General features: G+C 37.0%; 14 protein-coding genes. All 14 read right to left on the bottom strand.

The features are described 5' to 3' along the window. Positions 1–52 precede the first annotated feature (52 nt). On the bottom strand, positions 53–2,296 hold the full coding sequence (locus AUR67_RS06305; RefSeq protein WP_058584612.1) for a dynamin family protein: 2,244 nt from the start codon (positions 2,294–2,296) through the stop codon (positions 53–55). Then, positions 2,289–3,674, bottom strand: a complete 1,386-nt coding sequence (locus tag AUR67_RS06300) for a hypothetical protein (protein WP_058584611.1) — start codon at positions 3,672–3,674, stop codon at positions 2,289–2,291. Before AUR67_RS06300 ends, AUR67_RS06305 begins: the two co-directional genes overlap by 8 nt. Before the next feature lie 18 nt (positions 3,675–3,692). Then, positions 3,693–4,976 (bottom strand): TerB family tellurite resistance protein, encoded by a 1,284-nt coding sequence (locus tag AUR67_RS06295; RefSeq protein ID WP_058584610.1) that lies wholly within the window; start codon positions 4,974–4,976, stop codon positions 3,693–3,695. A gap of 39 nt (positions 4,977–5,015) precedes the next feature. Beyond that, complete coding sequence (locus AUR67_RS06290) at positions 5,016–6,740, bottom strand: dynamin family protein (RefSeq protein ID WP_058584609.1); 1,725 nt, start codon at positions 6,738–6,740, stop codon at positions 5,016–5,018. Continuing rightward, positions 6,740–10,408 (bottom strand): patatin-like phospholipase family protein, encoded by a 3,669-nt coding sequence (locus tag AUR67_RS06285; RefSeq protein ID WP_058584608.1) that lies wholly within the window; start codon positions 10,406–10,408, stop codon positions 6,740–6,742. Before AUR67_RS06285 ends, AUR67_RS06290 begins: the two co-directional genes overlap by 1 nt. A 445-nt stretch (positions 10,409–10,853) precedes the next feature. Beyond that, positions 10,854–11,504: a hypothetical protein gene (locus AUR67_RS06275; RefSeq protein ID WP_058584606.1), complete on the bottom strand. Its 651-nt coding sequence runs from the start codon at positions 11,502–11,504 to the stop codon at positions 10,854–10,856. Between the two features lie 10 nt (positions 11,505–11,514). After that, positions 11,515–13,437 carry a hypothetical protein gene (locus AUR67_RS06270; protein WP_058584605.1) on the bottom strand — a complete coding sequence of 641 codons (1,923 nt, stop codon included), beginning with the start codon at positions 13,435–13,437 and terminating at the stop codon, positions 11,515–11,517. Next, positions 13,437–15,632: a hypothetical protein gene (locus AUR67_RS06265; RefSeq protein WP_058584604.1), complete on the bottom strand. Its 2,196-nt coding sequence runs from the start codon at positions 15,630–15,632 to the stop codon at positions 13,437–13,439. Before AUR67_RS06265 ends, AUR67_RS06270 begins: the two co-directional genes overlap by 1 nt. 83 nt (positions 15,633–15,715) lie before the next feature. Continuing rightward, complete coding sequence (locus tag AUR67_RS06260) at positions 15,716–18,739, bottom strand: DEAD/DEAH box helicase (protein ID WP_058584603.1); 3,024 nt, start codon at positions 18,737–18,739, stop codon at positions 15,716–15,718. A gap of 41 nt (positions 18,740–18,780) precedes the next feature. After that, entirely contained in the window at positions 18,781–20,475 is a 1,695-nt protein-coding gene (locus AUR67_RS06255; RefSeq protein WP_058584602.1) for an EH signature domain-containing protein, read from the bottom strand. 2 nt (positions 20,476–20,477) lie between these two features. Then, positions 20,478–21,236, bottom strand: a complete 759-nt coding sequence (locus AUR67_RS06250) for a flagellar motor protein MotB (RefSeq protein WP_058584601.1) — start codon at positions 21,234–21,236, stop codon at positions 20,478–20,480. Further along, positions 21,236–23,407: an anti-phage ZorAB system protein ZorA gene (gene zorA, locus AUR67_RS06245; protein ID WP_058584600.1), complete on the bottom strand. Its 2,172-nt coding sequence runs from the start codon at positions 23,405–23,407 to the stop codon at positions 21,236–21,238. Before zorA ends, AUR67_RS06250 begins: the two co-directional genes overlap by 1 nt. 150 nt (positions 23,408–23,557) lie before the next feature. After that, positions 23,558–24,733, bottom strand: a complete 1,176-nt coding sequence (locus tag AUR67_RS06240; protein ID WP_058584599.1) for a restriction endonuclease subunit S — start codon at positions 24,731–24,733, stop codon at positions 23,558–23,560. Continuing rightward, a partial coding sequence (locus tag AUR67_RS06235; RefSeq protein WP_058584598.1) for a class I SAM-dependent DNA methyltransferase occupies positions 24,730–26,068 on the bottom strand: 1,339 nt, incomplete at its 5' end. The genes AUR67_RS06240 and AUR67_RS06235, both read right to left, overlap by 4 nt.

The following is a 26,068-nucleotide window of genomic DNA, read 5'->3' as shown; positions in this document are numbered from 1 at the left end:
ACCAATTACCTTAAGAATAAATGTATAAGTTTTAGTATCCTAAGTGTTACGTTCATAACTGAGTCAAGTCAGTACTAACATTCTGCAACACATCATTGTAGCCTTTTAGGACATTTTCTTTATGGATTAGATCTTGTCTGAGTTGTTCAACTTTTGTAACTAAATCCTTTGTTAAGCTAGGAACAAATTTATTTTTCTCAGTCGCTAACTTCTCTAATATTAAGCGAATACACCGTTTTAGTTCGTCACTAATATCACTTAGTAAAAGAGCAACAACTCTGGCTTGCTCTTTGCGCAATTGCTCTATTTCATCACCTTCAACTTGCTCAACAGTAAATTGTTGTCGTATTGTATTAATATGCGCATCGAGATCTAAACTAACTGCAGGGATCGTAATTCGTTCAACTGCATTGTTTAATGGCATTAAAACCATTTCGGGGTCAAAGTCATCATCCGTAAAATCAAACATCTCTCTAATTGATGCTTTTATATCCTGTTTAAATAAGCTTAATTGAATTGCATTTTCACTTACGTCATAAAGCGCTTTGCTTGTTTCTATAACAAATGACTCAAGCTTACTCACAGCATCATGAACACTTGCATAGGTGTAATTAACAGTGCGGTAATGAGTTGACGTAACTGTACGAGTTGAACCCCATGAGAATGGGTTGTACCATGATGAGTCACTCACTTCTCGGGAAGTTGTATAGCTTTCTTCCCGCGAGCCTGATTGCGACTGAACTTGTTTTACCTGTATTGAATCTTTGTTTATATCAGTTAGTAATCGCGTTAATACCTTTTCAGCTTGAATGCTATATTTTTCAAAAACACTATTAACTTTAACAGTGCCAGCCTCTATGCGTTTAACAGCAGCTTGTTGCTTTTTCGCTAAGCTTTCAACATCGCCTTCAAGTAAGTTTTTACGTTTATAAGTGACGTCATCTGCAATTTGAGTAAGTTTTTGTTTAACCTCACGTTTTGAGCCTATTAAAAGATTATTAAAACGATCTGCCAATATCTGTTCTTTTTTCGCCTTAACAGTATCTAACTTAGTTGTTACTTTTGTGAAGTTAGCAACTGCTGCAAACGTATTGGCATTAAATGTAAAATCATCAAACATACCGTTAAGAAGATTCAACGTATGCAACTCTTCTTCATTTAATGATTGCTCTGGCTTTATGGCTAAATCGTAACAGCGAGATGAAATAAATATAGGCGGCAAAGCTTTTTGTAAAGTGCTCATTAAATGGCTTTGGTTGTTATCGTCTTCAGTACTTTGATGGGCTGCAAATTCATTACATACCTTATCGACATTACTCTTTGCCTGATTATTTAGTTTAGCTGTAATGGCCGGTAACGCCTGTTGAATAGATGGGTAATTATGGTACTCATCCAATAAGGCTCCATCAAACAGTGAACCTATTAGTACAATATCTTCAATACCTTTATTTGGAATATTTTGCGCCAACAAGCTCATATCTGATTGGTCTAAAAATTGGCCGCTATTGCTGAGCACAAACACCACATCACATTGGCCTATAAACTCTTGAGTTCGCCTACCACGTGAGATTATAGGGTCATTCATTCCCGGTGTATCAACCACCTCGATATCACGCAAAGACTCAATATTAAAATGCAACTCAGTACTTTTTACTATTGGCGTAAACTCGCCGCTGGATCCCACATAGTTATTTAGTTTATCAACTAATTCATCATTATTATTTACTTCATCAAGCAATATGGTTGTATCTAAATACTGCGCAACGTTTAGTCCTGAACTTTTAACCATATTTAAAAGTTCAATACTGGCTTTTTCTTCATCAGATAAAACAGGCCTTTCAGGTGTGAGAGTATAAGCGCCCTGCTTTTGCGTTATTGACTTACTGGCTTGGTATTCAAGCAAGGCGTTTTCGTAATTTGCTTGTTTAGTGAATGCTGTATCGGCTAAGTTTTTAACTTTACCCCACTCATTTTTGCTATAAAACTCAACCAGTGCTTTTGGCTGTTGAGCATAACAAATTTTAGTTAACGCAGCCGTCATCGGTGTTGCAGCCTTTGGAAGTACGTCTTGGCCATTAAATAACAAACTATTTAAAAACGAAGATTTACCTCGCTTTATTTGGCCAATTATACCAATACGCAACAACCTATTTTCATTTTGTGTATGTAGTGCGTCGTTTTTAAAGTTAATAGCCAGTGCCTGTAATTCAGCCAATAAGTTTACATCTACTGAGCTACGGTACAGCTCGTAACCTTTACTTATTTTTAATAAACTTGATGACTGTTCTTCAATCATTTTTAATTCCTTTTATTGGCCTCATTAATCTAAATTGGCCTGAGACTAAAATTTCCCAGGGGGATAAGTCACATAAATAATCAACATCATTTACTATTGCTTCCCCCACACAACCAGTGTTCATATAAAATTGATCATCCAAGCCCATTACTATTTCATTTTGCAAAAAATGACCATTACTGTAAGGAAACAATACTCTTGTTTCTTTTAAGATATTTTGATTACAAGCAAAAGCCCAACTTATTGCCTTTCTATGCATACCCACGCCAAACATACCCACGCCCCCAGGAATACCTGCATTAGGGTTGAAGGTACTCTGAACAGTGGGATCCTGTGCTTGAGCAATTTCAGCAGAAAAAATGCACCTTAAAATTGTATTAAGATCATTATAAGGTTTGCCCACGGTTGCTTTTGATTGCAAAGATTGAAGGATTAAATCAAAAAAATCTTTTGAAAGTTCGTTTGATATAACAAGTTTATCACCTGATACGTATTCTGATTTAACGCTCAAGGCATCACTTTCATTATCATACTCTAACGATAGGTCAGACAAAGTGGCGTAAAGTGTTTCTTCTGCGCTTTTACATAAATAAATATCATCGTTCGATATACGTAGTTCGTGGCGTTCTAGCTTTATTTGTAAAAGTGGCAGTAGTAATTCATGGGTTAATAAATTTGGAATAAAATTAGTTGTTATTTCAAACTCCGGTTCATAATTTTCCTTTGTATAATTAAGTACTTCCCACTCCAAAGTGCCAATATTAATTTTATTCTTTATTGCCTCAACCAGCTGACGTTTTCTAATATCAGCGGTTTCTGCCATTAACGTTTCAAATTCAACTTCATGATAGGCGAGTAAATGTTTAAAATGATCGGGGTTTAATAAGTGGCTGCTGAAATATAGCGCACTTTCTTGCCAGTTCCGGTTTTTAATATGACAAAATAAATCAAAAATATCTTGTTGAGTGCCTTTTAATATTTCTAGCTGGGTCGCCATTGCATTTACTAGAGGCATTTCTTTTTCGTGTACTTGGTTATCACGTCGGGCCATCATGAGCGCATCAAATAAAAACAATTGTGCTAATGTTTTACGCCTATAGTATGCAACAAAAGCTTGTATAGTTGCTTTGTCTGGCGCTTTAGCAAAATCAACTACATCATCTAACACAGAATTATCGAGTGAAAAAGAGTTTATTAAAATTTGCAAATACTCAACCTCGGTGTCATGAATGTCATTATCTGCATTCATCACTAAGGCTAGGCCTTGCAAATACAATAACTGCCCTTCAATCCCTTGTTGCGCAATTGGGTGATTTTCAAAAGCACTAGGCTCTTTTGTCGCTTCCATAAAAGTGGCAAGCATGTCTAAGTCAGTCATTATAGATGTCCAAATATGTTATTTGACTAAATAAAAGCCATGTTCTGTTAACATCTCTGACAAAGTAATTTTAGTAAACCTCCTATCTTTATCGTCGCAGATACCTGATTGTGTTCCATGCCCTCCAGAACAATGATTACAGTATCTAATTTCTACTTGGTCGCCCTTTATTTCATTTATAGCATTAGGGTGGCCCTGATTAGCAAAATAATATCCTGAAGTAATAGCCGATACTTGAACTCCATCACATGTTGGTAAGTGACCTGCATTAGAAACGGCAACATCTATTGAGTCAGTTAAAATTAATAAATTATTTAAATCATTTTGCTCAATTAAGTAGTTAAGATTCGTATGCCTTAGGAAAGCATGTAATATCTCTCCAGAACCGATGCTTTTCTGAGCATAGTCAAGGGAGCCTAGATAAAAAGCATTAGCTTCTTGTTCGTATTTAAAAAATGAATTAGAAAACTCAAATAGTACTTTTTCTTCAGGCTCTTGAACAAGATAGACCGTTTCTTTTGTAACCCTCAACTCCCCTCGATCTAACATTCTTTGAAGCCATGGCATTACAACAGAACATGATATAGAGCTAGCAATAGCTTTTAATAAAGTAATAGGCTCTTTCGTAATTAATGAAGCCTTTTGAGATGTCCCCTCACATGCAAAAGTCCCCCACTCTAAAGAATCAACGAGCTTAGATTTCATTATATCCAATAATCTATTACTTCTTGTCTCAGCTGTTTCTGTCATTAACGCATCAAACTCAACTTCATGATAGGCTAGCAGATGTTTAAAGTGATCTGGGTTTAATAAATGGCAGCTGAAGTATAATGCGCTTTCTTGCCAGTTTCGGTTTTTAATATGGCAAAATAAATCAAATATATCTTGCTGAGTGCCTTTTAGTATCTCCAGCTGGTCGGCTATTTTATCTACTACAGCTTTTTCTTTGTCTTCTACTTTTCCATCACGGCGCGTCATCATTAGCGCATCGAATAAAAATAATTGCGAAATCGGGCGACGGCGAAAAGTGCGGAAAAAAGCTTGGATGGTGTCTTTGTCTGGGGCCTTAGCAAACGTTACCATGTCATCAAGTGTTGACTCATCCAGGTTCATTGATTTTATCAGTATCCGAATATATTCTTTTTCAGTATCATCAATATGACCGTCTGCATTCATAACAAGTGCTAAACCATTTAAATATAATAATTTCTCTTCAATGGTAAAATCAGCCGCTGGATGACCTTCAAATGCATCAGCTTCTTTTGTTGCCTCGTTTATAACGTCTAATATATCAAAATCCATCTCACTTCCTTATTTATTAAGTAATTGTGTGTTACTAATTCAAAATTGTGCCGAAGCTATATCGACTGTAATGCTCGCTTTTTTATCGTTTACTATGTGAACTTTCACACGCTGGCCTACGTTAAAATAATCACTAATTACGGCATCACCCAACTGGGCTTTTATTTTTTGTTTAGTAATAATAATGTCGAAATCAGTTGCTACCTTTTCGTCAATTTTAATGTGCACACCCACTGCACTTAACTTAATTACCCGCCCTTGCAAAGCAGTTATGTCAGCAATTGCCGACAGTTGCTTAATACTGCCTTGCACGAGCGCTTCAAATACTAATGACTGTTGGGGTATATTATCGTTACCTAGTGAGCAAGTAGTAATACTTGTGCTCAAAGCGACAGAGCTTGGCTGCATGGTTGTTTTTACATTGAGCAACTCGCATAACTGCGTAATTTGCTCTTGTAATTGTTGCTGAATCTTAAGGGCAACTTGCTTTTGTGTTGCTAATGCATTCAACTGCGCTTTTGTTTTATTGCTTATATCGTCTAAATGTTGTTTGTTCTTATCGGATATACTTTCAGCAAAAATGAGCTCTTTAATCGTGCCACTTGTTAAGCTATGAATTTGACGAGTAGACTCATAAAAATTTATATAGCTCTTAAATATTTGTTCTGCTTGCCATGAAACAACTGAGCCATTTTTACCTTTACTCACTGTTTGTAATAAATCAGTTAGTACGGTTTTGGAGCTTGAAAACTCTTTATTTAACTGGGCTGAGTACCCTATTACGTCTAAAAAATTAATTTCGGCTCGTTGTAAATCTTGTTTTGCTGTATTAATAATTTGTTGTATTTGCGATTCAGGCTTTTTATCCGCTTTACTAATCACCACTAATACAGGCTGAGTTAGCTCTAGGCCTTTTAAAAACTCAATATCCTGCTGCGGCACAGTGCCATTTTGTTGATCGACCAACCAAATTAAATAGTCTGCACTGCGCAAATGCTCCCGAGCAATGTTTTCGTCGGTATTGTTTTGTATATTAATTATATCGTCGGCTTTGCTGTAACCTGGGGTATCTAAAAACACGAGATTAGGGTATTTAAAGTCTTCTCGTTCAACTGATATTAGCTGTAGTAAATGGCTAAAAGTTACACCAAAACGCTCATTAAATGCATGACATATAGCTTTTAAAGCTTCTTCATCTATTACTGTTTTTTTACGATAAAAATTAAGCGCACTTATTGCATTGTGCTCACCCCACGACAAATAAGTAGGAATAGATGTAGTGGGCGTTGTGTCTGTTGGCAACAACGAGGGGCATCCTAACACAGAGTTTAAAAAGCGCGATTTACCTGCACTAAATGACCCTCCAACTGCAACGGTATAATATTTTTCGAGATGTGGAAAAGCAGCAATTTCATTTAACTTTTTTTCAAGCAGTAACAATTGAGCATACGTATAAGCCCCCGTAGTATTGTCGTCTTTTTTAGCAAGCAGTAAGAAGTCATGCTCAATCGTGTGTTTAATTTCGGCTAATAAACGGGCAACTGGTGTATTACTATCGCCATTAGCAATTAATTGAGCGCATAAGATTAACCCTTTTTCGCTTTCGTATAGGTACTGATTAACCCCTTCTGGTCTTGTGTTTTGAGAGGACGCATGAGTTTGACCTGTTAGCTCATTTGCATTGCTACTTTCACCACTATTTTCATTATTATTTTTATCAATGTGGCCGTTCATTAAACTGTCAAAATCTAAATCAGTACTCACTAGCTACCTTCCTTTATAGCATTGGTTTTTATTTGTGCGGGTTGATGAGTTTGCTGAATTTGAATTAAAGCATTATCGAACTTTAACTGCTGCTCATTAAACGCTTCTTCGCTTTGCCGCAATCGTTGTTTGAGGTGCTCAATACTCTGGTTGAAGTCGATTTGCTCTTGCTCAAATGAGCTTAAAACAGCTTGTTTGATTTTTGATACCGCCGTATTGAGCTGTTGTGTGCAATGTTCTACAGCCATATTTACGGCCTGAGGAATAACTTGCTCACGCAATTGTGACTCTATTTGTTGCTCGCGTTCTTCTGCGTTATCTTTTCGGCCCAGTAAGCCACCTATAATACCAGAGACAATACCACCTAGAGGGCCTAATATAACGGTAGCGACTCCTGCTGCTACCGCTGCATACGTTGCTGAAAAAGCTTCTTTTTGTTCTGCTGGTATATTAAGTGTAATTTGTATATCGCTATGTTGTTGCTCGCTTATGATATCGAGTTTTTTATCTAACTTTTGTAATTCTTGCTTTACTAAGTTATCAACACCTTGTTGTAATACGGGCCTTAATAAGTCATTTATTTTTTGTGATACTTGATTTGATTTTGCCGCACTGACTAAAACTGATACCGATGAGCCTAAAACATGTTGAGAGCGTTGAATTAACTGCTCTTTTCCTACGCTACATAGGTTATATTCAAGATCTTTAAGTGACGCTTGTAGCTTTTTTTCTACCGAGCTAAATGCACTGTGGGACTTATTTATTTTTTCTTGTAATTGGGCTTCATTTGACTGGCTAGATTTTTTTAAGCTATTTATAGAGCTGCTTATTTGCTTTACTAGCTTAGCTATTTGCTGTGAATAACGCATACAAAGCAGTGTATCAAACTGATTTAATGCAGTGTCGACTGCATTTTCAAAATCAATTATGCTTTTGTTCTTCCCAATATTTTCGATATTACCAATAGTAATGTCACTCACTAAAACTTCGGCCAGATAGGTTTGTAACTGACTCTTAACCTCTAATAGTTTACTACTTGGTAACCGCTCTGATTTAGACACAATGTGAGCAATATCTTTTTTATAATTAAAGTTAATTTCTTTCAGCTGATCAATAGCCGTTGCATCAAAGGGTTTTTCTGAGGGTATTAAGTTTATAAAATAATCACCACGCTCCAAGTAGCAAGCGATCGCCTTGGAGTGGCTGGCATTATTTGATGCAAACCCCGGCATATCAACCAGTATTAAGTTAGGGCGATTTTTAAGCTTTTGGTTATTAATAAAAACCTGAATGTAGTATATATTCGCGTCAACTTTTAAGTTTTTCAACTCGCTTAATGCTTTACGCTCCCCCTGCCAATTATCAATATAATTAATTATTATATGTTCCTCTTCGCTATAGCTTAGCTCAGTAGCAATCGAGGTTTCAGGGGTTATATCGCATTTAAGATAGTCTTGCCCTAAGTAATTATTAAGCAGTGAACTTTTGCCTGCTGAGAACTGGCCAATTACGGGCACGATAACTTTAAATTGTTCAATTTGCTTTCGTAAAAAGGCTAAATCATCTTTGATATTTTTATTGTTTAAAATATCATTATTAACGGTATTGTATGTCGTAATTTGCCCCAACAATTGAGCTTGCATGGTTGAATGCTCATTCGCTGTCAGTAAATTTATATTATGCGTTTTTGAGTAAGCTGGCAGTCTTTTATCGTTACATTTTAGGCTATGTAATAGCTCTAACCCTACCTCATAACAACTTAATTCATTATTGAGCGCTAAACCGAGTTGTTGCTCAATCGTTTGATTTATTTCTTCGGCGGTTGCGTAGCTTTGCGCATCACTTGCTATTTGCAGTCCTTTTAATAAAGGGTGAAACTGCTGGTGTTTAGGGGCCACAGGTAAAATAGCACTTGCTTCTATGTTTTTTAAAAATAACTTAGCTGAGCTTGGGTTAAATAAGCTGCACGGCGTTAATAATGTTCTATGTAAGCCAATATCATGCAATAAATTTTTGTAGCAACTAAGTTCACTGTTAGACCATTCGCGTCCTAAATCATTATAAAATCCAAGGGTTACACTAATTAATAATTCACTTGGTTGCAGTGTATTTAAACTGATGCACTTTGATTTTGTATTGTTGTACCAATTAGTTACTAACTGACTACGTTCTAGGCTTTCAATTCTATTTTCAATTTGGTTAAATCTAACGTCACATTGATGCGCTAATGCTTCTATTCCTTGCTTCATTAAAGCAACCGCTTGAAAAACATTTTGTTCAAGCTTTTTCACGCTACCATATAACACATTAACATGAGTCATCAGGTAGTTGGTTTTATTAGCAAGCGACACCATCGCTTCCATTGTTAACGCTTGTTTATGATTGATCTTTTGAATTAATAATTGGCTTGAATAAATAGCGCGATTTAAATCATAGTTAATACCCGCTTGTAACTTAGCATTGCTCCCAGTGACAGACCCAAGCAACCTACCTACATAGCTCTGCTCTAACTGCGCGTTTATACGTCCTTCGGTAGAGGCTAGTGTTGTAATTGTATTAAAGGCATGTTCAAGTAATTCATTAGAGTTATCAGCAAATTCATCTATCAAGCTATCAACATTTTGATTCGCTATCTCTCGCTCTTGCTGGTTTAACGTATGGGCAAGTTCATTTAATACATCGTCTAATAAATCTGGAGATGTAAGCTGCTTTGAATCTAAAGCTCTTTCATCGCGCAACTGTTGGTTTACTAATATCTGATCATTGAATTGTTTGTTTGAGGCCGCAAATTCAAAAGCAGCCTGCATAAAGCGAGCTTCATCATCCATAAAGGGTTTAAACTGCTTAAGGATTTTAGCCGTATCGCTGTAGCCTAACTCAATTAGGTTAGCTGCATTTTCTTTTGTAAAATTAAGCGGCTCAACTAAGCCTGCGAACGCTTGTGACGGGACTATATTCCAAAAATTAACCGCTGGATATCGTTTACTTGCAGTTACAGTATCAGCGTGACGGTCTAAATAAATATTAATAATGTGAGTGCAGTTATGCTGCTCAATTAGTGGTTTGTAAGGTGTGTTATCGCTGTATGAAGGAAGTACGCCGCCGTCAACATAATTTGTGCCATCTATTTCAACGGCTTTAAAAACAGCGGGTATCGCAGAGGTTGCCAGTAGCCACTTTTGTTTTTCTTCAGCGCTTAATGCATTCAATTGGGGATAAACTAGTTCGCCATTTTTAGCCGTTAATGCACATAAATGCAGTGGTAAATTATTATTGTCAATAGAATTACAAACATTGCTTCGGTAAATAAGGTCAGCAAGTCCATCTTGTGAAAACGCCCCTGCACCACCTAGTAAAGAGCTAAGCGTCATTAATGCTTTCGGTGCAACACCCGGTAAATAAGCCCCGACGGCAAACTTAGAAACAGCAATAGCAATATCTTCTGCTTTAAGTGTTAATACCTTGCTAGGTGCAATATCAAGCCATAACTGCTCAGCAGAGCTGTAATCACCGGTTGTAAATAAAGCTGCATTTAAACCACCAACAGAAGTACCCGCAACTGCTTCAACGTTTTTAGCTATACCAAACTCATTTAGTGCCTTCCAAACGCCTATTTCGTATGCGCCTTTACCACCACCACCAGAAAAAACCAAACCTAGCTTTGTCATGTAAATCCTTTTAATTAAAATACAAATATCGATAGAGAATTAATAAATTCTTTATTCAAGCGACTAAGCTATCAACTCAGCAACAACTATCATATTAGGGGGAGTATATATTTACTTAGGTACTGCTAATAAACTCTTTTACAAGCTTGCAATAAATCACATAGTCTTACAACTTGAAATAAAAAGTCAAAGCAGCTCTAGCTATTTAAGCTGCAACTCTAGCTATAAATTAACCAACGTCTAATAGATTTACATTAGTTTTAATCTAACATAATCGAGGATATTTAATTCAGCTCTCCCTATCAGAGTTGAATGGCACTTTGGACAAACACTTTTTATCGTATTTGGAAGTAAAACATCTGACTTAGGAGCAACAATCTCACTCCAATGACAATTTTTACAAATTTGTTTAAATGGCTGTGGTTTTATCGGCATAGAGTTTTCCTCAAACAACCTTAAAAAGAATCAGAATTAATAAGACTAAGCATAAAAATAATGGAATTGAACATAACATTACCAGCTTGATGAACTTCTTATTTGTGCATTCGATGTTTTTTTTGTAAGAGTCAATATAAAGATTTTGAATTTCACTAATATCTGATAGCCTTTTCATTACAATAGATTCGCTATTTTTTATCTTTTTATCGATACTCAACTCAAGCTCAGCTACTGATTTTAATAATTTAGCTTTATTCTCTTTCGTTTCGATAGAAAGAAAATCTAATGATTTTATAGTTAGTGAGTTTTTATCTGCAAAGTCATTTGATAAAGTAGAAAGATCTTCTCTTGCCTCTAATATACAGTTGATAACTTCAGTGAACTTCGCGTTGTTATTTTCAAAAGATTCACTAATATCATCAGATAAATTTGATTGAATTCTAAGCAGGCTTTTTGTTACCTTTTCTATAAGCTCATCATGATCACTCAAAAAATCCAATTTCTCATTAACTTCATTAAGAGAGCTCTCAAAACTTTCTGTAAGAGTTTTAATAGAGTTTAAATCTTCATAAATAGGCTCCAATGGTTTTTTAGTTATCTTAGACATTAATTCCGACAATTGATTTTCTTTTTTTTCTATATCAACTTTTGATTTCATAGCGCTCTATTTAACCATTAAAAATATTAACATTATCTTTATTCTCAGTTAACTCTGTTAATGAAATTAACTTTAACAGAGAATCAGCAGCGTCTTCATCTGCAAATAATTTTTCATACTGCCTTGAGTATTCATCATTATATTCTTCAACCAAAATTTCGTTTAGCCTATTGAACACTTTAAAATCTCGCTTTTTTCTGTCTTCATAAACCTTGTAATTTTTACAAATCTCTCTGTGTTCATCACCATAATTTTTTCGTTGTGTATAAAGATAACTTAATTCTCTTTTAAAGTTCGCTATCGAAGCATCAGTCCTTTTCAAGTCTTTTATAAGACTGCATTTATATTTATAAATTGCAGCTTCCCACGCTTTTCTCCAAACTTTTTCTATAGACTTATTGGCTGATTCAATATTTTTTTTTACTAAAACTACATCTTTCTCAAAGTTGCTGGCTGATAAATACCTATCAAAGTAATATTCATTAAGCATAATTCTTACTTCATTTAATTTATTACTTATCACCTCCTCAACTTCCCTCCTTCCCGGTTTACTAAAGAAAGGTTTCAAGAGCATAACACCTTCATTAAACCCTCTTTTTTCAATGAAAAAGTCTACACTTTTCAAATGAAAAGAATAATTAACTATAAGCTCTTTAAGCTTTGATACACTTTTATTTCTTTTTAACACATCAATATCGATATCAACTTTATAGAAAGCATCTCCATCACAAATAATTTCAAAGCCATTATCACATTCAGAAATTAATAATTTTAGCCTATCAAGCTTTACATAGTACCTTTTAATAATATCCTTGTATGATTTAATATCTTTATTTACGTCGTTCAATTTTTCTTCTAAGTTAAAAACAGCTTCATTTAAATTTTTAAACTTTAAGTCATAAACAGCTTCTAACCTAAACTGGTTATTAAAAAGATTTCTTAAACGACTACTTGGAGTCACTGATTCACGAATTTGTAGAATCAACTCATCTCTTAAACTTTTAATTATAGGATTGATTTTTCTATAGAGATTTATGTCATGCTTTTCTATATTTTTCCAACTAGTTCCGAACTCTAATGGAAAAAACAAATCATCTTTTTTCGCATGTCTCGATAAACTCCCAAAACGCTCAATTTGCTCAATTAAGCGAGCTCTAATCTGATTAATTGAAAACTTATCATTTATGCGGATCTGCTCTCTAATTGAGTGAGCAGTATATGAAAAAGTTGTAACGATTCGAAAGCGGTCAGGGATAACTTGCCAATCATCAAGTCCAGGCAAGGTTAATACTTCAGGTTTTAAAAAGCTTAAGTCATCACCTCTTCCTACAAGAAGAATTAGATCTGCAAAAGGAAGGTAAGTTTCAGCAACTTTATTTACATGCTTTTCTTCGGATTCATTTGCTGGGTTATCACCTGGTAAATCTAAAATTCGAATGTTGACCTTATTGTGATCTGAATCTGAAAAAAAATGCTTTGGTATACCTACAACACAATGAGAATTGAAAATTATAGCTTCGCGTTCCATTTCATCTCTGACTTTACTAAGAGCTAAAATCATTCCCGATTCATTCTCATAGAAAGTTTTTTTGTGATTGATTGTTAATGACCAATGCTCGGCCTCACTTATGCAATACTCCATAGCTGTAGCTGTGGCTGATTGTCCTGCAGCCCTACCACCACGTAGCACATGTGAGACATAGCCAATTTTACTGTGTTTTACACCTAATAAGTCCAACAAAAGAGTCGTCTTCCCAACCTGAGTTTTACCATATAGGACTACAAAAGGTTCAGGTTGCTTATCTTTTATAGATAATTTTTCTTGTAACTCAAGGCTTAAACCCTTTATCATTTTCTCATAAGCGTTAAATACCCAATCCAAATTTGATTGATGCAATTTAAACCAAGAGTCTAATAACCAACTATCAATCATCAGGAGATTAAATCTGGATTAAAAGCGTTTAAATCATTGGCTGATGAATCTAAACTCTCTTTTAGATCATTAGTGAGCACCCTTACGTCAGCTGAAGACTTTGCTAATCTCTCTCGCCTCATCAATGCTTCATCAAGGTGGTAACGTTGTCTTAATGTGCTTTCTAGTCTGCTTCTAGTTACACGCATTATTTCATCAAAACTACTACAAAAATTCTCAAAGTGTTGCTCTTGAATATTATTTAGTAATTTTTGCGCATAAGATCTAATTTCTTTTTCTTCTTTTCTGATCCCTGTAACAGTCTTAACCGTTAAATAACATGCAGCTAATACTGCTGTAACTGCAACAGCTGCAGGGTGAAGCATCACTGGAGGCGTGGATCCTCCCTGAGTATCATTTGTTGTGTTAGGGGCATCTACATTAGATTCTTTAGATTCTTTAGATTGGCCAAAAATTGTCTCTAATATATCTGAGTCACCATCGCTGATTATATCTACGGCAAGTATTCCAGCAACAGCTTTCAATACATTTCTACCTTCTTTAACTCCTTTGCTAAAGGAATCAACTCCGTCTTCAATTACATTGCCATACGAGTCATTTATTGGACTATCAGACATTTCTTCAGTTATCAATTTTGGCTTAAAAAAAGATAACCTTGCATACTCAAGAGAAAGTAAAGGTAATAATCTCACACTTTTATATAAATCCTTGCTCGTTCGACCAGATGCAGTTAATTGATCACTTAGAATTATTTTAATATCACTTTTTACATTTTCTGTTAATTTTGCGAACTTATATGGTTGACCTGAGCTATCGAGATAGCCCAACTTAATTAAATTCTGAACATTGCCACTCTCTAAATTGACTGAGCGGCTAGTTGTTGCTTTAAAGTTGTCTTGTCGGCCAAGGTTACCAATGGTTAGCTTTTGTATTTTTTCTGCATACATAGGAATGAAATCACTACTAGCTTCATTCCAGGCACATTGTACTAATGTTTCAAATTTTTGTTTTGTTTCTGTTGAAGTATCAAAGGCGCTCCAAACCCAATTTTTAAATCCTTCCGCATCATTAATAAGTTTCTTGTCTAACTTATCTGTGGCTTTGTGTGATACTTCTCGAATATGATTCTTTACCTCTTTTTTATGCTCTATTTTCAAATCTTCCACTGCTATATCAAATATGTTCAATATCTCCTCACAAGCCAGCTGACCTTCTGTTACTTCTGAGCTTCGAAAAACAATATTTGCTCTTGAGTTTATGCTCCTAAGTACACTCTTTAAGTCATTTCCTAAAATTTCAGACAAGCTTTTAATTTGAAGCGCCCTTTTAGATTGACCGGTAAAATTAAGGTTGTTAATCATAGCCTGAAATTTGGGCATCCACTGCTCGCAGTACAAAGTTGAATCTACTCCGGTCAAAAGCACATTGGTTTCAATATCATATTTATTTAAACCGAATGTTTTTACTGCACTATTTTTTAACTCCATCGACTTCTCTAAGTCACTTTCATAAGCCTCTGTTTTTGTAATAACTATATTAGGTTTACAGTGTTCCAGTTCATTTTCCATCATGTCTTTTGCAATTTCCAACTGCTGTTGATTTGCCATTCTTGTCTCGTCAGTTACAATCAGACAACCACCTGCGGCAATCATTGCTTGGCGCATCAAACTCTGCCAGTTTTTATTTTCTCGGTCTTGCTTCTCATACCCCGGAAGCAATAAAAATGCTTGATTACTACGTTTAAAGAAACGTGGTGGTACTTTTAAAATAGGTAATAAGTCTTCTGCCGCTGGGTCTGTGATGACTTTATTAAACTCTTTTACATCGACCTCTATTTCTTTTAGAACTAACCCCTCTTGGTTTTCCTGCTCTACTAAACGATTTACATAACCTTGAGGCTCATGTACATATTTACTTTCAGATATCAAAACAGGTAGCTTTTCTCCACGGCCTTCATTACCACATAACCATTTTTCACAAGAGTATACTTTAGACATTAGAGTAGTTTTACCGGCCCCTTGAGAACCACCAACTGCAATAATCCATTTGTTACCGAGGGTTTCAGCCAATAATAGCTTTCTCATTACAGCTAGAAGCTTTAAATCTATCTCTTCACTTTCAAGTATATTGCATGCTCCTCGTAATCTTCGGAGTGCGGCATTAAGCTCTTTCAAAAAAATTTCCGGTGATTCCATAATCTATCTCTATTAGTTTATTTTTATAAATAATAATATGCTTTGTTTTGTAAAAATTTTCACAAGCTTGTAAATAAACACTTTTACAATCCCAATGACGCCATTAACTCGTTTTCACTAACTGTTTCAGGAGTAACCACGGCATCTCTGAGCATCGTTTTCTTTGCAAGTAGCTTATCTAAATTCACATCAAATGAGTCATACTCTGGGTGTAGAAGACAAGGTAAGTGAATAAAAACAGGCTTTTTTTGCCCTATACGATACACACGATCTGTCGCTTGTGCTTCCTTTGCTGGGTTCCAGTGGCGCTCTAAATGCACTACATGGTTTGCGCCAATAACAGTTAAACCTACCCCTGCAGCAACAGGCGACATAATGATAATGTTAAAGCCGTCTTTTGCTTCAAAGTCAGTAATCATCCCTTTACGGGATAACTGATCTTTTTTAGTTTTCATCGCTTTACTATCGCCATTAATAACATGAATATTAAGCTCATAAATTTTATCTAGGCATATCTTAAGAACAGCTTGAAGTTTTTTAGTTGTTGCAAAAATTATTACTTTCTCTTGTCTGCTTTTTATATCGGATAATATATCTAACAGCATGCGTAACTTTTCAGACTCTTGTAAATTACGCTGAGCATCTTTTGCATTATTAGGTGGCTGTTTAAAAACCTCGTCAAGCCTAGGGTGTAAACTAACAGCCCTTAATTGCTGTAATACCGTTAAGGCATGTCCACCACCCTGCTCTTTTGCTTTTTCTGCTCTGTAATTTTCTACAACTTGGTTATAGCCAAGTAGTTGGCCACCGGTCATATTACGAGCAAGCTCTGGTGTAAATGCCATATTTTCAGCCAAGTCTTTATGAATGCCTGTTTTAATTGTTTTAGTAGGCATTCCCGTTAGCTCGTCTTCCTTGGTTCGACGTAACATAAACTGGCCTGTAGCATTACGTAAATCGTTACCAATTTCTAAACGCACTTCTGCTTTTTCTTCCTCATTAGCACTGCTTATTGGCTTAATCCACCGCTCTCTAAAATAGCCCCAATCGCCTAATAGCCCAGGTTGTGCTGTATCCATTAAACACCAAAACTCACTTAAACTATTTTCAACAGGTGTACCTGTTGCTAATAACTTGAAATCAGCTTTTAAACCTTTAGCTGCACGGGTAGCTTGCGTATTAGGGTTTTTAATATTTTGAGCTTCATCAAATACCACAACCCCCCAATCAATTACACATAGTGAAAACTGATAATCTCGAAGTGTTTGGTATGTAGTAATAACAACACGTCTATCCATGTCCAAGCGTTTTGTAGCTGCATCAGCCCCAACGTGTAAAGCGTAACGAATAGATTCATGATCTGCATGAGAGTCATTTATAACTGAGGTCAGCTGCATCGACTCTCTTTCAGCACCTTTAACCCTAAACTCTTTTAGATCTCTTGCTGACTGTAATACTTTGATATCTCTAAATGGCGACTTATTAAAGGTAGCACCAACCTCCTGTTCCCAGTTTTCCAATAAGCTAAGTGGAGCAACTATTAATATAGGCTTTTCTAATTTATTATTTTGCCTTTGCATTTCCATGTACTCAGCCATCATTACTAGCGTCATATATGTTTTACCTAGCCCCATATCATCCGCTAACAAAGCCCCCTGTACTCGATACATATCATCATAGTTATCCAACTGCGCTGATTTAAGTAACGACAACATCCAACTAATGCCTGATTCTTGGTGTGGAAAAGGAGTTCTCGCTAAATTACTCCTGTCAAAGCTAATACCTTTATCAAGCTGCGAAACTTTATTAACTATATCTTTATTATGTTCTTCGGTGTCTTTAAGTAATAAAGAAACTTGTTCTGTTTTAACCGGCAAATCATCAGTATCAGATATGTTATTTTCATCGGGTGGGTTTGCTAAATTTTCTCTTACCTCTGCGAGTGTTTCAGTTACTCGCTGCTCGTCGCGTATATCAATTGACTCATCATCAACAAGTACACTATCGGCATTTTGACCTTTAGCTTGCTGATAGCTTTGTTCAAACGATACAACATCTTCCTCACACTCTAGTAGCTTAACCAAGCGCTCTGGTGGTTCACTTTCTGTATTTGTCGAAAACCAGCCATTACTGCCATCGCTGTCTTGACCAAAGGGAATGTGTACCATTTTGCCAATACCAGCTACCCTGAGAGAAAACCCAAGATCAAGGTTTAAAACAGATGCATCTAAAAAAGCTGAAGGTGTTTTAATAAATTCAGCAACTTTATGTGCAGGAATAGTTCTATTTTGCAGTACTTCTTTAACAGCTTGCTTTTTATCGTCAGTAAGTAAAACAATGCGGTCTTTTATTCGCATTACTTGCCCATCGCCCTGGAGCTGAGCTAAACGATTCTGCACGTCTTCAGGTGATGAACCATCACCAAAGCTTGGGCTAAGCTCTAAACTACCATCGGCCCTTTGGTTTGCAGTTACTGTGATGTTTTCTGGTTGTACCAAATCAAACTTATCAAAATGTTTTAAATCTAGCTTTAATCCATCTTTAACAGCTTGCTGTAACTTAGCGACAACCAACACATTATTTAATTCATTGCGTTCATCAGGTTTAAGCGAAGAATGCTCTTCTACGGCTAACACAGCATTAAGCTGCTCTGGCGTCATTAAATACTGAGTTTGCTCACTAAAAAAAAGTGTAGGGCCTTTTCTTTTTACTGGATATTTTTGCTGCTCAAATTTTGCAAATAACTGCAGGTTAAAACTACTTTTAGTTGTTCTACCTTGAATATCAATGTCAAAGTCGTTATTAAAAAAAGGCGGTAGCCCTAAAACGCCTGCATCTTCTGGGTCTAATAAACATGCTTGCTCACTGTCTAATCTAAAGCCATTAGGCAGTGTTTCAGCTATATCTCTTTCTTCAAGCATTTTAAGGACAACATGTTGAATAAGCTGCTGCCCTCCCCCCTCACCTTTGTTCAGGCAATGGAATGACGCCTCATCAGTAGCAAAATTAACGCCATACGAGTCATACACTAAAGAATACTGTTCATCTACTAAAGAACTATTTTTATTGTTTGGCAAAAGCCCTTTTATCAAACTAACAAGTGACATATTTTATCGATTCCCTTTCAAACATTCCTAGAGCACAATTTTCAAGCAAGTTGCCAGTAAAGCATGTCGTCTCTGGTTACTCTACTTTCAGATAACATTGAATAAAGTTTAGAATTAACAGTTGAGCGATCAGCCATCATATTAAACTCACTGTTTAAAACCTTTACGAGCTCTTTGGCGGTAATTGGTTGGTACATCTCTAGTGCGTTTAATAAATTTATTTCAAAAAGATTCTTTTCTTCAAAATCTTTTTTTACCACAGGTAGTCCATAACGATTTATATATCTTCTGTATTCATCTTTATCAAAGAGTTTTTCTAAATCGAGCTCAACACCGTTCTGAGTTAAAAAATCAATAGCATTTTTTTGCCAAGAAGTCGGCGAGTGTTGAATTGGCATTAGCTCGCCTTTGGGATAGTTTCTTTTATACTCTTGTGGAAAGCTATTTGTTAAAGCAAAATGGTTTAACTCACTCAAAGAGTAATCGTTAAGCTTCTCACTAGGTAAACCCATATAAATCCATAACTTAAAGTTATGAGAGCCTTCAATAATATGAAAATCACCACAATCTAAATAAATAATGGAAGTTTGAGCCATTCCTCTAAGCTTTATATAACTGGTAGTTAAACTCTTTCCTAGCACTCGCTTAACTGTAAGCTCCGCTTGGTTTCCAAGCATCAGCCGCGCATTGCGCACAAAACCATGCTCATAAAGCCCTTCTAAAAAACGCTTACGCGCAGGGAACATTCTATTTAACGCTTCATCACCGATGTAATTCGCGTACTCTTCAATGGCTCCTAAAAATAATCGTAAATCTTCTTTAGCAAGCCAGCTTGTCACTGCTTTTATTCTATTTTCACCAATAGGCTTCCACCACTGGCGGTAGTTATTTGCTGTATTAGCAATACGCGGATCACCAGCTAAATTCAGTACAAAATTTTGCCATATTTCACTGGGTGCTCCAGCAGAGCGATCAATAATAATTTCAAGCGCTATGTGCCCTATTCGTTTACCTTCTTCAAAAGGCATAGTGGCAACGTCATGCTTTAATAACTCATGCAGTACATCATGTTGCTCACCAACTGCAATTTCTCTTAGCGTATCTAAGTAATATTGCGCGTGGCAAATATCTAAAAAGCGCCCTTGTGGCAGCTCATTTAAGCGTAGTTTTTTTAATTGTTCGTTTAAGTCTAAGTGGTTTTGTTTGGCAAGGTTAACTAGTGCCTTAGGGGCTGTTAAATCAAGCAGCCATTTAGCCTGATTAAGTACCGACAATATTGTGTCACTTGAATTTTTGCGATCTTTTAAACGCAGCTCTATTTGATGGTTAAGCCACTGCGTTAATCGATTAAAAATATTGCCTTCAACAAGTGCATCAAAATAACGATAAACTAACGAAATTAAATTCATTAACGACGACATACCAAGTTTGGGGTGTTTAGCTTGAATGTAATCTATTGTTTCTTCGTTTAAGGAGTTTTTTCTTACTTCTTCTTTATCAATCCATAACTGAGTTAAAACACGAACACCTTTTCGCTTAATTAAAATTTGTTTTAGCTTTTCTTTTTGATCGTACATAACGTAGCGATTAACCTGTTGCTCAAGGGCTTTAAATTCTTCGCCTTGTCCTGCCCCATCAGCAATTTTTTTCGTTTGAACTGTTAAGCTACTCCACTGCTGTGAAATACGTTCCCAGTTAAACTGAGGAAGCTCTGGGATAGGAGGTAAAAGCAACATACTTACTGAATCTCCAAACGGCTTCTTACAGTTTCATATTCCGCACTAGTAGGCCTACGAATAGTAAAACGGATATCTATTCGCCTATTGGCTCTAAAATCAATTTCTGTTAGTTCTTCAACTATCATTCTACGTGTTGCCGCATAGCCACTAACCGAAAAAAGTGGGTTACCTTCTTTATTCATAATCCCTGCGAGGTCATGTTGGCTCGGCAGTAATTTAACCCAAAGTTCCCATAACGAAATAGCTCTAAACGTCGACAATCCCCAATTACCTTTACCCATCATGCCGTAAAAGTTTTTACTGTCGGTATGTCCTTCAATAAAAATAGTATCGAGAAATTGCTCTCGGTTATCTTTATTTATAACCTCGGCAAGCACTTCACCAATTTCAAGCGCGGTGCCTTCAAACTCTGGACTTATATTGAATGCAGCGCTATCAAACCCTAAAATATCATTTGGAATACTCAATACTGTTTCATTTTCGCTAACTGTAACTTGTATTCCTCTCTTACGAAGTAAATCAGCCGCTTCATGTAAAATAGTTCTGCGAACACCTTCAGCTTTATGAAGCATTTCAAGCTCTTGAGTAAACACTTGCTGCTTATTTTCAAGCTCTTGTTTAGCTTCTATAAGTTCAACCATCAATACTACAGATGCTAAAACAAATAAAATCAGTAACCCCGACAAGATATCCGAAAATGACATCCAATACGGGTTTTCTTCATCAACACTGACTTGGTTGCTTCTAAATACTCGCATTAGCTACGCTCCAATTCATCCACTAAATCAGAAATAGAGCTAACGGTTCTGCGCATTTGGTCACTAAACTCAAGGGTTGTGGTATTCCAGGTTTCCATACGCTCTTTAACTTGGGTATTTACTTCTGACGAATAACTACGTAACCACTCATTCGTTTGCTTTTCAATATCCGACACTTGCTTAGCTAACGTATTACTTAGTCCCTCAAACGATGCCTCAACACCACGTATAAACTCACTCTGGTGTGTTTTCATTTCGCTAAAACCGCTTTGAGCTAATTTAGCCGTATTACCAAATTGTTCTGTTGTAGCTACAAGTGAGGTTTCGAGCCCTCTTAGCACTTTAGCTTGTTCAATCACGTGATTTGCTAATCCATCATTTTGCGCGGAAATACCTTTAATAGTGTCGGTCATGTCTCCTAAGCGCGTATCAAACAGCTCTGTTGCCTTTAATAAATTACCCGATAACACCCCTATCTGGTTTGAACTGTTACTCAAGTTTTGGCTACTCGTAGCTGATGACTCTGCAACCTTTTTAAGCTCGCCAATTACATCTTTATGCTGTGCAATAACCGAGTCCATATGCGTTTGTGTTCGTTTTACCACATCAGTCATTGAGGTAAGCATTTGGTCTTGTTGTGCTAGCCACTTACTTAACTGCGATTGTAATTGCTCACGATATTCTGAGTCACGCTTAGCCGCTTCAAGCTGTTGGCTATTAATTAATGAGCCAAACGTGTCTTCAAGTGCCTTTTGACTCTGTTCAGTGTTTTGCATAAAGCTTTGTAAGCTGGTTTCAAGGCCACTGGTAAATGCCTGTTGCTGCGCCGTTGTTTTTTCGTTTTGGTCCGAAAGTTCATTAACAAATCCACGGTTCGATTCGCTCATTGCAGTTTGTACTTCGGCCATAGAGTCAGAAAGTTTATTAAGCGTTTGCGACTGCTCAGTTAACCAAACACCTAATACCGACTGTAAATTATCTACATGGTTTGCCTCTCGCGTAGCTTGCGATTGCTGCTGCGACTCAATCGCTGTAAATAACTTTTGCTCCATAAGCTGTTGGCGTTCTTCGCTTTTGCTCAGCATCGCTTCGAGTTGCTGGTTAAATAGCGATGACGCACCCGCTTGTTGCTCAGCCAGTAACTCAGCTTGTTTGCTGCTTTGTTCTAGCACTGCGCTCATTTGCCCGCTTAAGCTACTTACTGCATCATGCATTTGCTCAGTTGACTTTTGTATAAGCTCGCCTTGGCCTCTGCCTGCTGCTTGCATGCTTTCAGTAAAATTACTAATTAAATGCTCCAGCACGCCGCTGGTTTGTTGGCTGGTATTACTGACTAACGACTGCATCGCAGGTGCCATTACATTATTAAGTGCGTTAGTAAAAGCATCTTGCATGCTGTCACTCACACCGGAAATAGTCTCCTGTAATTTATCACCAATTCGCTCATGCAGTTCCTTTAAAGCCTCACTGCTATCACTGGTGTTTTTAGAAATATCAACAAGTGATTTTTCAGCGGGTAAACGCGGATATAAAAAATCAATGCGGTGCTGTACGGCAGTAATGTTTTGTATAATTAAACGCTCTGCTATTTTTTCAATAAAGTTCAGCAGTAAGCTTAAACCTACCCCCCATACCGAGGTAACAAAGGCAAAAGCGGCACCGCTCATCATACTAGCAATACCGGTTTTTAGTATTTCAATATCGTTACTTTCAATATGAATATCGCGCAGGCCCATAGTAAGGCCCATAAACGTACCTAACACACCAATTGCGGTTAAAAATGAAGGGGTAGCCGCTAATAACCTATTAGATGTAAGCCCCGCTGAAAGGGTTTTATGGTTAAAAAAGTGCTCTGCATCCAAAGTATTGTAAATACGTTGCGAACGGTCTTCTTTTACTAAGCTTTCACCAAATTCATGCCACAGGCTATGCACTATTTTAGATTTTGACGCTTTAGCTCGCTCGCTAATAACCAAGCTATTATCATAAAGCGTGGTAATAGATTCACCATTAACAATGTGCCTGACCTGCTTTACTCGACTATTGCTCTTAACGGTAAGTACAATAATCGAGATAAAAGCAACAACAAACACTGCTATTAATGCAAGCCAAAACGATACACCCAATATAGATTGCGGTATCAACCAATGCGATGGCATAGAATCCAACATATTTACTACTCCCTTAGTTTATTGGGTATTACTAATTTTTACTATAACTTGCCAAAATACTGATTTCGTTGCTAAACGGACTTAGTTGAACAATCCTTGGCTGGCCAGAAAAGTGAGCGTCAAGGCTATTACGAATAAAGGCTTTTCGGCTCATAACTCACCCGCGAAAGCTTTTTGGCTTAGCGAGTTGAACATGTTATCTGATTCAATAATGGCTTCTTGAAGTTTATGCTTACTTTGAACAGACTTTTTGTAGGCTTTGCTAAATTTTTCTTGAAGCTTAATATCAGGAACCGGCAATTCTATTTCATACAATTCTTTTGTACGGATTCCTTTCACTGTGCTACCTGATGAACGTTTATAAATTTCATCTTGAATAAACGGATTTAACAAACAATAAAGTAAATATTCTTGCGTTAATTCTCCTTTAGCTGTTAGAGCGATTAATCTTTGTCCTACAACAACTTTGTCGTAACAACCTAGTAATGCCGCATTTCCTAATGGTGCTTCGGTAGTAAATAAAACGTCGCCCTCCTTAGGTAAACCTCTTGTCATCCAGTCTAAGTAATTTTCCGCAGGTATAAATTCTCTTGGTTCCTCAGAGACAAAGCCTTTTTTCACATTTTTAGCTGTAACCAAAGGTATACCAGAATCAGACTTTTTAGGAGTTTTCCCTCTGTAGTCGATGTAATCAACTAGTTCCTTTATCTTCTTCTTATGAGAAATAGCATACCCTTCAGTAGTAAAGTGTTCGCCGAACATATCTAGGAAGACGCTGCGCAGGAAGTTGTCGGCGAGGTCAATGGCTTGTTGGCGTTTGAGGCGCACGCTGTCGGCTTTATCTAAAATCGCGGCAATACGTTTCTGTTCTTCTAGTGGAGGTAGGGGGATTTTTAATTTTTTAATATCACTTAGTATAATTCGTCTAAGCGCTGATCCAGTCTTATTCTTATTAGCTTGCCTTAAAGTAATAGGATTACGCATAACATGCGCTAAGTAATTTGAATCAAGCCCATCAAATGGACGTAGTATTGCCAATGAAGACAAAACAGCAAAATCTTTAGATTCACTAACGACATGAACTTTTCCGACAGTACCGTCTTTTGAAAAAAGTACATCGCCTACTTTAGGTGCTGAATTTCCCAAGTCGGCTTTAGTGTATTCTTCTATCGATATTTTTGAACAACCTTCGAAGTCTAACCCTTTGTCAGAAACATCTTTCACTGTTAAAAATGGAATGCCTTCCCCTATATTAGGTGGGGTGTAGTGTGTACCATCAGTTAACAGAGTACAAACATCTGATAATTCAACTTGTTGCAAACTCATAGCATCGCCTCTAACTCTTTAAGGTCTGCTAATATTTCATTCTCTAAATCCACTAACTTACCCAAGATTACTTTTGGCGGATCGTATAGCTCTTCCTCGTAAACTACTTCTTTGTAACGGTTGATGGAAAGATCATATTTGTTTGAAGTGATTTCTTCTTTGCTTACCCAAAAGGCTTTTTGGGTTTTGTCATTAGCATCAGTTTCAGCAACCGCTTTGTCACGGGCTTTAAACTGAGCAACTAAATCAGGCAAATCGCTATCTTTAATCGGTGTGCGTTTATCATCGAGCGAGAAGCCATCGGCTTGTACATCATAAAACCAAACATGGTCGGTAGTGCCACCTTTGGTGAATATTAAAATCGCGGTTGAAACGCCCGCATAAGGTTTAAATACACCACTTGGCAAGGATATAACCGCTTCAAGCTGGTTGTTATCGACTAGCAATTGTCGCAATTGTTGGTGCGCTTTTGATGAGCCGAATAATACGCCGTCAGGGACGATAGTGGCTGAGCGACCACCCACACGTAACATGCGCTCAATTAAGGCGACAAACAGCAACTCGGTTTTTTTGGTTTTTACTTTACGAAGTACCTCAGGGCATACGTCTTCTTCGTCTAAGCTGCCTTTAAATGGCGGGTTGGCAAGGATAATGTCCATTCCTTCTTTTGCCTCGTTTGGAAAGCGCTCAGCAAAACTTTGGCTTAGGGTATCTTGGTAATGTATGTCGGGCTGTTTAATACCATGCATCACGAGGTTCATGGCGGCTACACGTAACATGGTGGCGTCAAAGTCAAAGCCGTGGAACATGTCGGTATCTATGTGTGTACGCTGCTCTGGGTCGATTAGATCGCCTGAGTACAACAGGTTTTCTAACGGTTTGCCGTTGCTATCAAGTAATGGATTTCCACCTGTATCGTATAAAGGCTCGCGTTCAATCCCTTCAGCTGAGGTGTATTTTTCTAGCAGGTATTCGTAAGCGTTAGTTAAAAAGCCGCCGGTACCTGTTGATGGGTCACAAATGCGGCTAGTAATACTTGGATCCATCATTTCGACCATTGCACGGATAATATGACGCGGGGTTCTAAACTGGCCGTTAATGCCTGCAGTTGTTAGTTTGCTTAGCAAGTATTCGTATAAGTCGCCTTTGGTGTCTGAGTTTTCCAGTGGTAAGTCGCTCACCATCTCTACCGCTTTCACTAATAGCGATTGCTTTTGGATCATCAACTGCGCGTCTTTCATAAACTCGTTGAAAATAGCGCCTTCGATTGACTCGTTATCTCCTGCTTTTGAAAAGTATGGAAATAGCTCATCTTTCACTAATTTATAAAGCTCT

The sequence above is a fragment of the Pseudoalteromonas sp. XI10 genome (assembly GCF_001469895.1).
Classification (GTDB): Bacteria; Pseudomonadota; Gammaproteobacteria; order Enterobacterales; family Alteromonadaceae; genus Pseudoalteromonas.
Note: the sequence above shows the minus strand (reverse complement) of the source record. Positions and strands in the feature narration are given on the sequence as shown.